This is a genomic window from Burkholderia sp. NLJ2 (genome assembly GCF_049487195.1).
Taxonomy (GTDB): domain Bacteria; phylum Pseudomonadota; class Gammaproteobacteria; order Burkholderiales; family Burkholderiaceae; genus Burkholderia; species Burkholderia pyrrocinia.
On record NZ_CP137810.1, the window covers coordinates 3163332 to 3175768 of the forward strand.

Below are 12437 nucleotides of genomic sequence, written 5' to 3' on the forward strand. Positions count from 1 at the left end.
GCTGCCCCGCGCCGTCAGAACGACACCGTCGTCGTCAGCGTGACGAGTCGCGGCTCGCCGACCGCGACGATCAGGTTGTTGTTGCTCGACGGGTAGTAGGTCTTGTCGAGCAGGTTCTTCACGTTGAGCTGGAAGCGCGTCGGGAACTTGCCGATCGTCGTTTCGTAGGCCGCGAACGCGTCGACGGTCACGTAGCCGGGCAGCGTGAAGCTGTTCGCGGTGTCGCCGGAGCGTGCGCCGACTAGCCGCGCGCCACCGCCGAAACGCCAGCGGCCGGGCAGGTTCGCGATCGCCGTGTCGTACACCGCGAACAGGCTGCCCGTGTGGCGCGCGACGTTGACGAGCGGCGTGTTGCTGTCGCGATCGGTCGCGTTCGTGTACGCATAGCTGCCGATCACGCTCAGGTGGCGCGTGATCTGCCCCGCGACGTCGAGTTCGATCCCGCGCGAGCGCGCGGTGCCGATCGTCGACGTGATGTCGCCGTTCGTGACCGCGACGTTGCGCTTGTCGATCTGGTACACCGCGAGCGTGCCCGTGATCGCGGGCTTCAGGCTGAACTTGAGCCCGGCCTCGAGCACGCGGCCGTACTCCGGCGCGAGCGGCGCGGCGACATTCGTTGCGACGTTCGGCTTGAACGAGCGGCTCACGTTCGTATACGCGGTCAGCGCCGGCGTGAGCGCATACGCGAGCCCGAACTGCGGCAGCCAGACGTTGCCGCGCGAGCGGTCGGCGAACACGAACGGCCGGCCCATCCCCGATTCCTGCTGCCAGTTTTCCCAGCGCAGCCCGCCGACCGCGGTGAGGCGCTCGGTGAGCTTCACCGAATCCTGCACGACCATCGAATACGCATGCACGACCGAGCGCGAATCGCTTTGCTTCGGGTTCGGCGTGCCGCCCGGCGCGAGCAGGCCGTACACGGGATCGTAGAGATTGAAACCCGTCGTGGCCTTGCCGCGGATCGTGTCGCCGCGGAAGCTGCGCTGCCGCTCGTATTCGCCGCCGATGTAGAGCGCGTGGTTCATCCCGGCAAGCGTCACGTTGCCGAGCAGGCCGAGCGTCGCGATCTGGTCGGAGTCGTTGCGGCCTAGGTTCGCGTCGGACGAGCGCGTCATTGCGCCCGTCTTGCTGTTGAACGAGTTGCCGCGGGTGATGTATTGGTCGTAGCGGTCGCGGCCCCAGCCGTAGGTTGCGCGCACGCGCCACGCATCGGAGAAGCGGTGCTCGATACGCGCACGCAGCGTTTCCTGGATGCCGCTGCTCTGCGACCACGCTTCCTCGTAACGGCGATAGCGCAGCGCATCGTCGAGCTGGCCGTTGACGAGCACGGTGCCGCGATCGAACGGTGTCGTGTAGTCGACGTACTGGTAGCTGACGTCGACCGACGTGATCGCGTCGTGCCACGACAGCGCGGGCGCGATCAGCGCGTCGCGCTGGCGGCCGAAGCTGCGCCAGTAGCGGTTCGTGTCGTACTCGCCGGTCAGCCGGAACGCGAGCGTGCCGCCCGCGACCTGGCCGGGCTTGCCGAGCGGGCCCGTGAGGTCGAACAGCGCGGTGCTGCCGCCGTGGCTCGTGCGCGACGCGGAGATCGAGCCGCCGAACGTGTCTTCCGGCTTGCGCGTGACGAGGTTGATCACGCCGCCCGGGTCCTGCATCCCGTACAGCAGCGACGCGGGGCCCTTCAGCACTTCGACGCGGTCGATCGTCGCGAGATAGCTGCGCAGCACCGGCGTGCGCACGCCGTCGACGAGCACGGAGCCGTCGTTGTTCGACCCGAAGCCGCGCTTGGTGAACGCGTCGCGCGTGCCGCCGAGCGTGTTCGTCTGCGTGACGCCGCTGATGTTGCCGAGCACGTCGTCGAGCGAGCGCGCCTGCTGGTCCTGCATCACGCTGCTGCTGACTACCGCGACCGATTGCGGAATCTCCTTGAGCGGGCGGTCGCTGCCGCCCGCGATGCTGCTGGTGCGCGGCTGATAACCGATCGTCGGATCGACGGTGGCCGAGGCGTTGATGCTGATGGCCGGGAGTTCGTGTTCGGTGCGCGTGACTGGCGTTGAAGCGGGTGCCGATGCGGGCGTGGAGGCGGATGCGGACGCGGCGGGTTCGGTATCGGCATGCGCGCCGCTTGCGACGCAAAGCGTGATCAGGGCAGGCAGGCTCGTGCGCCACGGACGAAGGGTGCGGGCGCGGCGGGGCGTTCGACGGGATGGCATGAATCGATGCAGGACGGAGTGCTAAGGATCGTGTCGCGGGCCGCAGCACTGCGCCGCAACCGGGATGCGCATGATATATGTAATGAGAATCATTTGCAATTGTAATGAAATGACCGGAGGCGGGCGGGCGTTGGTTGCCGGGCCTTCGACCGTCTGCTACCGTAGCGCCCAAAATCAGACGCAGTGAAATTCAACGAGAGAGCCGGGGGCCGCACCATGTCATCTTCCTGTCGCGTCGCGTTCAGCGCGACGCACCGCACTCGACCATGCGGGTAGTGAAGTGATCGCAGCCGTGTTCCGCCATTCGAACGATTAAAGCAACGGAAGCGAATTCATCTGGCGTTGTGCCGCGCAGCCGGCGCCGCGCCGCTTTCAATCACTTCAACCACCACGCTAGACGGGAGACCACCCAATGAAAAAGAATTCCGCGCCGTTCGCGGCGGCCGCGCTTGCGGCGTGCGCCATGTTGGCGGGCGTTCACCAGACCGCTTGCGCCGCACCGGCAGACGAGCCGGCGATCGATGCGCATTACAGCGCCGTGATCGAGGCCTACACGCAGGACATGGCCGCCGCGAAGACGAAATACGACGGCAAGCGCCTCGCGTTCGTCGGCGCCGTGATCCGGATGGGCAGCGACCCGGGCGGCACGTACTTCGGCGCGCTGACGACCGACGGCGGGCAGTTCGACACGCATTTCGACGCGGCCGACCAGGATGCGCTGAAACCGAAATTCCCCGGCGGCGAGATCAAGCCGTTCACGGCGTCCGCGAATTTCCGGTTCAGTTGCGTGAACGAAGGTTATATCGATGCGCCCGTGTTGCCGGGATTGAAGCTGGCGCACTGCCGACTCGCCAACTGAGCGAGGCACCGCGGCAGCCGTGTCGCGGCGGCGCGGCAACCCCGCCGCCGCACATCACGTGCGCGTGCTTTCCCCTTCCAGCCGCCTCACCGCTTCCGCCACTTCATTCCTGAAGCGCACGAGCGCCGCCTGTTCCGGCGCGAGCGGCTGCACGGCGGCCCACAGCATGTCGACCAGCTGCGTGGCCGTCGTTTCCGTATCGAGCTTGCGGTGCCCGAGGATCGCATCCCACAGCACGTGCTCGATCGGCCCGAACACCATCGAGCGCAGCAGGCTCAGCGGCAGGTCCGCGCGGACCTGCCCGGCCGCCTGGCCGCGCGCGAGCACGTCCATCAGCGGCGCCGTATAGCGGCGCTGCAGCGCGGTGAGCTCGTCGCTCAGCGCATGCTGCTTCGCGCGGCCTTCCGACAGCACCAGCGCGCACAGCCCCGTGCCGTTCACGAGCATCAGCCGCAGGTGGGTGCGCACGATGAACGCGAACTGCTGCTGCACCGACGCATCCTCCGGCATCCCGTGCTCGAACGCGGCGATGATTTCGTCGTACCAATCCGCGATGACGCGCGCACACAGCTCGCGCTTGCCGCGGAAGTAGCTGAACACCGTCGCCTCCGACACGCCCACGCGCTGCGCGATCTCGGCGGCAGTCGCGTGCTCGTAACCTTTTTCGGCAAACACTTCACGGCCGGCGCGCAGGATGTCCTGCACGCGCTGCTGGGATTTGCGCCCGGCGGGCGCGCGGGGCGTGTCGGCGCGGTCGGCTTTGACGGTGGCGGTCATGGTGTCGGCGGTAGCGGCTGTCATGTCGGCATGATATCTGAGTGTCACTCAAAAAACTATTGACGCCACACCTGACGAAGCGCGAAACTGTGCAAAATTTCCGCTGTATTGGTCAATGAATCGACGCATTCATTCGATTTGAGCGAAACTCAGAAATCGGTGCGTGCGACACACTTTCTGGAGACGGAGGAGACATGATCAACCTGCCCGGCGTGCAATTCATGCTCGGTGAAGACATCGAGATGCTGCGCGATGCCGTCGCGACGTTCGCGGCGAAGGAAATCACGCCGCGCGCGGCGGAGGTCGACCGCACCGACCAGTTTCCGATGGATCTGTGGAAGAAGTTCGGCGATCTCGGCGTGCTCGGCATGACGGTGGCCGAAGAATACGGCGGCGCGAACATGGGCTACACCGCGCACATGGTCGCGATGGAAGAGATCTCGCGCGCATCGGCGTCGATCGGCCTGTCGTACGGCGCGCACTCGAACCTGTGCGTGAACCAGATCCACCGCAACGGCACCGAAGCGCAAAAGCAGAAATACCTGCCGAAGCTCGTGTCGGGCGAACACATCGGCGCGCTCGCGATGAGCGAGCCGAACGCCGGCTCCGACGTCGTCAGCATGAAGCTGCGCGCCGACAAGCGCGGCGACCGCTACGTGCTGAACGGCACGAAGATGTGGATCACCAACGGCCCCGATTGCGACACGCTCGTCGTCTACGCGAAGACGGACGTCGAAGCGAATGCGCGCGGCATCACCGCGTTCATCGTCGAGAAGGGGATGAAGGGCTTCTCGGTCGCGCAGAAGCTCGACAAGCTTGGCATGCGCGGCTCGCACACGGGCGAGCTGGTGTTCCAGGACGTCGAGGTGCCGGAAGAGAACATCCTCGGCCAGCTCAACGGCGGCGTGAAGGTGCTGATGAGCGGCCTCGACTACGAGCGCGCGGTGCTGTCGGGCGGCCCGACGGGCATCATGGCCGCATGCCTCGATGCCGTGGTGCCGTATATCCACGACCGCAAGCAGTTCGGCCAGTCGATCGGCGAATTCCAGCTGATCCAGGGCAAGGTCGCCGACATGTACACCACGTTCCAGGCATGCCGCGCGTACCTGTACGCGGTCGGCCGCCATCTCGACTCGGCGGGCAGCGACCACATTCGCCAGGTGCGCAAGGACTGCGCGGGCGTGATCCTCTATACGGCCGAGAAGGCGACGTGGATGGCCGGCGAGGCGATCCAGATCCTCGGCGGCAACGGCTACATCAACGAATACCCGGTCGGCCGCCTGTGGCGCGATGCGAAGCTGTACGAGATCGGCGCCGGCACGAGCGAGATCCGCCGGATGCTGATCGGCCGCGAGCTGTTCGCGGAAACGATGTAACGCCCCACGTCACGCGAACGGAGCCCCGTCGATGCCGATCATCGAATCCAGACTGAACCCGCGTTCGGAAGACTTCCGCGCGAATACCGCGGCGCTCGAGGCGGTCGTCGCCGACCTGCGCGCGAAGATCGAACAACTCGCGCAGGGCGGCGGCCAGGCTGCGCGCGACAAGCACCTGTCGCGCGGCAAGCTGCTGCCGCGCGACCGCATCGCGCAACTGCTCGATCCGGGCGCGCCGTTCCTCGAGCTGTCGCAGCTCGCGGCGAACGGCATGTACAACGACGACGCGCCGGGCGCGGGTGTCATCACCGGGATCGGCCGGATCGCGGGCCGCGAGTGCGTGATCGTGTGCAACGACGCGACGGTCAAGGGCGGCACCTACTACCCGGTCACGGTGAAGAAGCACGTGCGCGCGCAGGAAATCGCCGCGGAAAACCGGCTGCCGTGCGTGTACCTCGTCGATTCGGGCGGCGCGAACCTGCCGAACCAGGACGACGTGTTCCCCGATCGCGACCACTTCGGCCGCATCTTCTTCAACCAGGCGACGATGTCGGCGGCGGGAATCGCGCAGATCGCGGTCGTGATGGGCTCGTGCACGGCCGGCGGCGCGTATGTGCCCGCGATGAGCGACGAGTCGATCATCGTGAAGGACCAGGGCACGATTTTCCTCGGCGGCCCGCCGCTCGTGAAGGCCGCGACCGGCGAGGAAGTGAGCGCCGAGGATCTCGGCGGCGGCGACGTGCACACGCGCCTGTCGGGCGTGGCCGACCATCTCGCGCAGAACGACGCGCATGCGCTGTCGATCGCGCGCAGCATCGTCGATCATCTCGCACCGAAGATCGCGTCGCCGGTGGCGCTGCGCGAGCCGAAGCCGCCGCGCTATGACGCGAAGAGCCTGTACGGCGTGATTCCGGTCGATACGCGCAAGCCGTTCGACGTGCGCGAGGTGATCGCGCGCATCGTCGACGATTCCGAGTTCGACGAATTCAAGGCGCGCTACGGCACGACGCTCGTTACCGGCTTCGCGCACATCTGGGGCCACCCGGTCGGGATCGTCGCGAACAACGGCATCCTGTTTTCCGAATCGGCCGTGAAGGGTGCGCATTTCATCGAGCTGTGCTGCCAGCGCAAGATCCCGCTCGTGTTCCTGCAGAACATCACGGGCTTCATGGTCGGGCGCAAGTACGAGAACGAAGGCATCGCGCGGCACGGCGCGAAGATGGTGACGGCCGTGTCGAACGCGAAGGTGCCGAAGTTCACGGTGATCATCGGCGGCTCGTTCGGCGCCGGCAACTACGGGATGTGCGGCCGCGCATTCGGGCCGCGTTTCCTGTGGATGTGGCCGAACGCGCGGATCTCGGTGATGGGCGGCGAGCAGGCCGCGTCGGTGCTCGCGACCGTGCGTCGCGACGGCATCGAGGCGAAGGGCGGTTCGTGGTCGACCGACGAAGAAGAGGCATTCAAGCAGCCGATCCGCGACCAGTACGAGCGCCAGGGCCATCCGTATTACGCGAGCGCGCGGCTGTGGGATGACGGCGTGATCGATCCCGCGCAGACGCGCGACGTGCTCGGGCTCGGTCTTGCCGCGTCGATGAACGCGCCGATCGACGATACGCGCTTCGGCGTGTTCCGGATGTAACGAGCAAGGAGCGGACGATGCGATACGAAACCATCAAGGTCAACGAAGCAAACCGCGTGGCGACCGTCACGCTCGCGCGTCCCGACGTGCGCAACGCGTTCAACGAGACGACGATCGCCGAGCTGACCACCGCGTTCGAATGGCTCGACGCACATGAAGGCGTGCGCGCGATCGTGCTCGCGGCGGAAGGCACTGCGTTCTGCGCGGGCGCGGACCTGAACTGGATGAAGAAGATGGCCGGTTACTCGGACGACGAGAACCGTGCCGATGCGCGCAAGCTCGCGCGGATGCTCGAGGCGATCCATCGCTGCGGCAAGCCGGTGATCGCGCGCGTGCATGGCGACGCGTATGCGGGCGGCGTGGGCCTCGTCGCGGCGGCCGATATCGCGATCGCCGCCGACGGCGTGAAGTTCTGCCTGTCGGAAGCGCGGCTCGGGCTGATTCCCGCAACGATCGCGCCGTACGTCGTGCGCGCGATGGGCGAGCGTGCGGCGCGCCGTTACTTCACGACGGCCGAGGTGTTCGACAGCGCGCGCGCTGCATCGCTCGGCTTCATTCACGACGCTGTACCGGCCGACGCGCTCGACGAAACGGTCGCGAAGCTGGCCGCGACGCTCGTCGCGAACGGCCCCGACGCGGTGCGTGCGTGCAAGCGGCTCGTCGCCGACGTGGCCGGCCGCGCGCTCGACGCGACGCTGATCGACCAGACCGCCGACTGGATCGCGCGCACCCGCGCAGGCGCGGAAGCACGCGAAGGGATCGCGGCCTTCCTCGAGAAACGCACGCCGTCGTGGCGTGAATGACGTCGTCGTGATCCACCCTTTCCGGACGAAACCGAAGCCATGTTCGACAAGATTCTGATCGCCAACCGCGGCGAAATCGCGTGCCGCGTCGCCGCGACGTGCAAACGTCTCGGGATCGCGAGCGTCGCCGTCTATTCCGACGCCGATGCGAACGCGAAGCACGTGGCCGCATGCGACGAAGCCGTGCATATCGGCGGCTCGGCGGCCGCGGACAGCTATCTGCGCATCGAGCGCATCATCGAAGCCGCGCGCGCGACCGGCGCGCAGGCGATCCACCCCGGCTACGGCTTCCTGTCGGAGAACGAAGATTTCGCGCATGCGTGCGAAGCGGCCGGCATCGCATTCATCGGGCCGCCGGTCGATGCGATCGCGGCGATGGGGTCGAAGGCTGCCGCGAAGGCGCTGATGCACGCGGCCGCCGTGCCGCTCGTGCCCGGCTATCACGGCGACGACCAGGACGCGGCCTACCTGCATCGCGAAGCCGATGAGATCGGCTACCCGGTGTTGCTGAAGGCCAGCGCGGGCGGCGGCGGCAAGGGGATGCGCGTGGTCGAGCGCTCCGACGATTTCCCGGCGGCGCTCGCGTCGTGCCAGCGCGAAGCCGCGAGCAGCTTCGGCAATGACCGCGTGCTGATCGAGAAGTACCTGACGCGCCCGCGCCACGTCGAGGTGCAGGTGTTCGGCGACACGCACGGCAATGCCGTGTACCTGTTCGACCGCGATTGCTCGGTGCAGCGCCGTCACCAGAAGGTGCTCGAGGAAGCGCCGGCGCCGGGCCTGCCCGACGACCTGCGCCGCGCGATGGGCGAGGCGGCCGTCGCGGCCGCGCGCGCGGTCCGTTATGTCGGCGCGGGCACCGTCGAATTCATCATGACGGCCGACGCGTTCTACTTCATGGAAATGAACACGCGCCTGCAGGTCGAGCATCCGGTCACCGAGATGGTCACCGGGCTCGATCTCGTCGAGTGGCAACTGCGCGTCGCGTCCGGCGAGCCGTTGCCGCTGAAGCAGGACGAGCTGTGCGTGCAGGGCCACGCGCTCGAGGCGCGCCTTTATGCGGAGAACCCCGCGCGCGGCTTCCTGCCGTCCACGGGCACGCTGAAGCACCTGCGGCTGCCGGAAGGCGTCGAGTTCGACATCGGCGCAGCGGTGCGCGTCGACAGCGGCGTGCGCGAAGGCGATGCGATCACGCCGTTCTACGATCCGATGATCGCGAAGCTGATCGTCCACGGCGCGGACCGCGCGGAAGCGCTCGGCCTGATGCTGCGCGCGCTGCGAGCATGCGAGGTGGTCGGTCTGCACACGAACGCCGCGTTCCTGCAGCGGATCGTCGCGTGCGAGCCGTTCGCGACGGCCGATCTCGACACGGGCCTGATCGAGCGCAACCACGATGCGCTGTTCGCGCCGCAACAGCCGCCGCGCGCGACGCTCGCGCTTGCTTGCGCGGCGCTGCTCGCGCGCGAACGCGGAGCGGCCGCACCGGGTGCGTCGCCGTGGGGCGCGCTGCCGGACTGGCGACTGAACGGCGGCTATCGCCGCACGCTCGAATGGCGCGCGGTCGACCGCGAAGCGGACGTGACGGTCGCATACGAAGACGATGGCGCCGTTGCACGCATTGCAACTGGCGACGCGGCCGCGCAGCCGTTCGCATGGATGCGCGGCGCAACGCCGCTCGATTTCGACGTGACGCTCGGCGGCGTGCGCAGCAGCGGCCGCGTGTATGCGGACGGCGACACGTTCCATGTGTTCACGCAGGGCGCGGCCGAGACGTTCGAATGGCGCAACCTGCTCGCGCATGCGGGCGATACTGAACAGGGCGGCGGGCGGTTGACCGCGCCGATGCCCGGCAAGGTGATCGCGGTGCTGGTCGAACCCGGCCAGAAGGTCGAAGCCGGTACGCCGCTGATCGTGATGGAAGCGATGAAGATGGAGCACACGATCGGCGCGCCGGGCGCGGGTGTCGTCGCGGAAGTGCTGTACGGTGTCGGCGACCAGGTCGCGGATGGCGCGCAGTTGCTGATGATGGCGGAAGGCTGATCGGGGCTTTCGCTGTGCGCGGGCCGGCGGCTGCCGGCCCGTGAAAACCGCTTCGCGAATCACCGCACGCAGGCGGTTGCGACAGGTGCTGTTTCGATTGCATCGACACGCCGGCACCGCACGAATCTTTCTATCGCATTACGTTTTGCCGGCGAAATCCCTACTTCCGTCGAACGCGTGGCCTGCTGCGCCACACTCTCCTGCTGCACGTCCATCTTCACGCGACACCGTCGTGTAACAAGTCCAACATAGCATCTCGCCGTCGATATGACCGACGCGGGTTCGCATCCGCGTCACGTCATCACATCCACGGAGATACGTTATGCGAACGTCGGCCCTACGGCCTTTCGCGGTCGTCGGTCTGGTCGCGCTGATGGCACTCCTCAGCGCCTGCGGCGACGACCTGAATGCAGACCCGGCGCCCGTCGCGCAGCAGAAGGCCGCCTGCGGCGGCGCCGCTGTCGCCACCGCGCAGATGCGCTGCCCGCCGGGTTTCACCGCGCCTGCATCGTCGCCCGCTTCCTGATACCGGTCGTTCCAACCAGAAATCCAATCAAGAGCAACCAGCATGGCCACCCATTCGCGACGCGATTTTCTGAAGTTCTCCGCCGGCCTCGCCGGCGCGACCGCCGCCACGGCACTGCTTCCCGAATCGATCCGCAAGGCGCTCGCGATCGAGCCGAATTCCGTGACGGGCACGATCCAGGATGTCCAGCACATCGTCGTGTTCATGCAGGAAAACCGCTCGTTCGACCACTACCTCGGGCACCTGAGCGGCGTGCGCGGCTACAACGACCGCTTCCCGGTCACGCTGCCGAACGGCAAGCCGGTCTGGTTCCAGCCGCGGCAGGAGGACAAGGCGAGCGTGATCGCGCCGTTCCGCTACGACACGACCGACCCGGGCGTCAACGCGCAGTGCATCGGCGGCCTGCCGCATACGTGGGCGACGACGCACGGCGCGATCGACAACGGCCGCGCTGACCAATGGGCGGTGCAGAAGTCCAACATGACGATGGGTTACCACGTCCGCGACGACATCCCGTTTCAATACGCGCTCGCGGATGCGTTCACGGTGTGCGACAACTACTTCTGCTCGATCCCGGGCAACACGCACCCGAACCGCATGTACCTGATGACGGGCATGGTCGATCCGCTCGGCACGGGCGGCGGCCCGCTGCTCGACAACACCGACTACATCGACAACCAGTTCGACAAGATCAAGTTGCCGCCCTTCAGCTGGACGACCTACCCGGAGCGGCTCGAACAGGCCGGCATTTCGTGGCAGGTCTACCAGCAGGGCACCGGGTTCGACAACTTCACCGGCAACTACGGCACGAACATGCTGGCGTGCTTCAACAACTTCGTGAATGCGCCGGCCGGTTCGTCGCTGCAGACGCGCGGGATGAGCACGCGCCCGATTACGCAACTGAAAGCCGACGTGCAGGCGAACGCGCTGCCGCAGGTATCGTGGCTGCTGCCGCCCGCCGCGTATTCGGAACATCCGAAGTTCACGCCGCTGTATGGCGCCTATTACCTGTCGACGATCCTCGATGCGCTGACGTCCAATCCGGACGTGTGGAGCAAGACCGTCCTGCTCGTCATGTACGACGAGAACGACGGCTTCTTCGACCATGTCGTGCCGCCGCAGGCACCGACGCTGCCGGGCTCCGGCATGAGCACCGTGGACGTGTCGCTCGAGCGGCACAACGTCGTGACGTCGACGCAGACGGGCACGTATACCGCCGACAACCTGCCGTACGGCCTCGGCCCGCGCGTGCCGATGTTCGTCGTCTCGCCGTGGTCGAAGGGCGGCTTCGTCTGCTCGCAGGTCTTCGATCACACGTCGGTGCTGCAATTCATCGAGAAGCGCTTCGGCGTGATGGAAACGAACATCTCGCCGTGGCGCCGCGCGATCTGCGGCGACCTGACGTCGGCGCTCGACTTCTCGAAATCGGATGCGACGGTGCCGACCTTGCCGAGCACGCAGGCGTATGTCGCGCAGGCGGACCTGCAATGCTCGCGTGCGTCGTCGCAGACCGCGCCGGCCAGCACCGCGCAGCAGGTCGTGACGGCGCAGGAGCCCGGCACGCGGCCGGCTCGCGCGCTGCCGTACGAACTGCATGTCACCGGCGCGCTCGGGGCACAAGGCTATGCGCTCACGTTCGCGAATACCGGCACGCAAGGCGCGCACTTCTGGGTCTACACGGGCGACCCTACCGCGATGCCGCGCCGCTACACGGTCGAAGCGGGCAAGCAGTTGACCGATACGTGGGCGCTCGACGCGAACGGCAACTACCTGGTGAGCGTCTGGGGCCCGAATGGCTATTTCCGGCGCTTTGCGGGGTCCGCCGCCGCGGATGCCGCTGCGAAGCCTGAAATCACCGCGTGTTATGACGCCGCGAACGGCGACGTCTACGTGACGTTCGCCAATGCGGGCAGCAGCGCGCTGACGGTCACGGCGACCGATGTCGCGTATGGCGGGGCGCCGCGCACGCTGACGATTCCGGCGGGGCAGCGCGTCGAAGCACACTGGGATCTGTCGTGCAGCAGCCACTGGTACGACCTGCAGTTCGCGATTGCAGGGAATGTGGGCTGGACGCGCCGCATCGCGGGGCACGTCGAGACCGGCAAGGCGAGCGTTACCGATCCGGCCGCCGTGGCGCCGACGATTGCGGCGATCTGACGGCAACCGGCGTGCGCCGGTCGGTTGAATCCGGCCGGCGCGCGTGCTTGCGA

The 12437-nt window shown here is 67.1% G+C and carries 9 protein-coding genes; 7 read left to right on the forward strand and 2 right to left on the reverse strand.

What is annotated here, in order from left to right:
- Positions 1-14 precede the first annotated feature (14 nt).
- Positions 15-2210: a TonB-dependent siderophore receptor gene (locus tag R9B84_RS36710; protein ID WP_423762219.1), complete on the reverse strand. Its 2196-nt coding sequence runs from the start codon at positions 2208-2210 to the stop codon at positions 15-17.
- A gap of 412 nt (positions 2211-2622) precedes the next feature.
- Here R9B84_RS36710 and R9B84_RS36715 point away from each other — a divergent pair, with 412 nt between their 5' ends.
- Positions 2623-3069 carry a hypothetical protein gene (locus R9B84_RS36715; RefSeq protein ID WP_423762220.1) on the forward strand — a complete coding sequence of 149 codons (447 nt, stop codon included), beginning with the start codon at positions 2623-2625 and terminating at the stop codon, positions 3067-3069.
- Between the two features lie 54 nt (positions 3070-3123).
- On the opposite strand, the gene R9B84_RS36720 is transcribed toward R9B84_RS36715, so the two are convergent.
- On the reverse strand, positions 3124-3870 hold the full coding sequence (locus R9B84_RS36720) for a TetR/AcrR family transcriptional regulator (RefSeq protein ID WP_423762221.1): 747 nt from the start codon (positions 3868-3870) through the stop codon (positions 3124-3126).
- 170 nt (positions 3871-4040) lie between these two features.
- Between R9B84_RS36720 and R9B84_RS36725 the strand changes: the two genes are divergently transcribed.
- The 6 genes from R9B84_RS36725 to R9B84_RS36750 all read left to right on the forward strand — a co-directional run bounded on the left by R9B84_RS36725 (position 4041) and on the right by R9B84_RS36750 (position 12384).
- Positions 4041-5222, forward strand: a complete 1182-nt coding sequence (locus tag R9B84_RS36725; RefSeq protein ID WP_174433980.1) for an isovaleryl-CoA dehydrogenase — start codon at positions 4041-4043, stop codon at positions 5220-5222.
- A 31-nt stretch (positions 5223-5253) separates the two neighbouring features.
- Entirely contained in the window at positions 5254-6861 is a 1608-nt protein-coding gene (locus R9B84_RS36730) for a carboxyl transferase domain-containing protein (RefSeq protein ID WP_423762222.1), read from the forward strand.
- Positions 6862-6878: 17 nt separating this feature from the next.
- Positions 6879-7664: an enoyl-CoA hydratase/isomerase family protein gene (locus tag R9B84_RS36735; RefSeq protein ID WP_262546073.1), complete on the forward strand. Its 786-nt coding sequence runs from the start codon at positions 6879-6881 to the stop codon at positions 7662-7664.
- 39 nt (positions 7665-7703) lie between these two features.
- The gene (locus R9B84_RS36740) at positions 7704-9701 is read left to right on the forward strand and encodes an acetyl/propionyl/methylcrotonyl-CoA carboxylase subunit alpha (protein ID WP_423762223.1); all 1998 of its coding nucleotides are present in this window, start codon (positions 7704-7706) and stop codon (positions 9699-9701) included.
- Between the two features lie 322 nt (positions 9702-10023).
- A complete protein-coding gene (locus R9B84_RS36745; protein WP_423762224.1) occupies positions 10024-10227 on the forward strand; it encodes a hypothetical protein in 204 nt (67 codons plus the stop codon).
- A gap of 42 nt (positions 10228-10269) precedes the next feature.
- A complete protein-coding gene (locus R9B84_RS36750; RefSeq protein WP_423762225.1) occupies positions 10270-12384 on the forward strand; it encodes a phosphocholine-specific phospholipase C in 2115 nt (704 codons plus the stop codon).
- Positions 12385-12437: the final 53 nt, after the last annotated feature.

Excerpts from the sequence above, each read along its gene's own strand:
- R9B84_RS36710 (WP_423762219.1), bottom strand. The coding sequence starts at position 2,210 with ATGCCATCCCGTCGAACGCCCCGCCGCGCCCGCACCCTTCGTCCGTGG.
- R9B84_RS36715 (WP_423762220.1), top strand. The coding sequence starts at position 2,623 with ATGAAAAAGAATTCCGCGCCGTTCGCGGCGGCCGCGCTTGCGGCGTGC.
- R9B84_RS36720 (WP_423762221.1), bottom strand. The coding sequence starts at position 3,870 with ATGACAGCCGCTACCGCCGACACCATGACCGCCACCGTCAAAGCCGAC.
- R9B84_RS36725 (WP_174433980.1), top strand. The coding sequence starts at position 4,041 with ATGATCAACCTGCCCGGCGTGCAATTCATGCTCGGTGAAGACATCGAG.
- R9B84_RS36730 (WP_423762222.1), top strand. The coding sequence starts at position 5,254 with ATGCCGATCATCGAATCCAGACTGAACCCGCGTTCGGAAGACTTCCGC.
- R9B84_RS36735 (WP_262546073.1), top strand. The coding sequence starts at position 6,879 with ATGCGATACGAAACCATCAAGGTCAACGAAGCAAACCGCGTGGCGACC.
- R9B84_RS36740 (WP_423762223.1), top strand. The coding sequence starts at position 7,704 with ATGTTCGACAAGATTCTGATCGCCAACCGCGGCGAAATCGCGTGCCGC.
- R9B84_RS36745 (WP_423762224.1), top strand. The coding sequence starts at position 10,024 with ATGCGAACGTCGGCCCTACGGCCTTTCGCGGTCGTCGGTCTGGTCGCG.
- R9B84_RS36750 (WP_423762225.1), top strand. The coding sequence starts at position 10,270 with ATGGCCACCCATTCGCGACGCGATTTTCTGAAGTTCTCCGCCGGCCTC.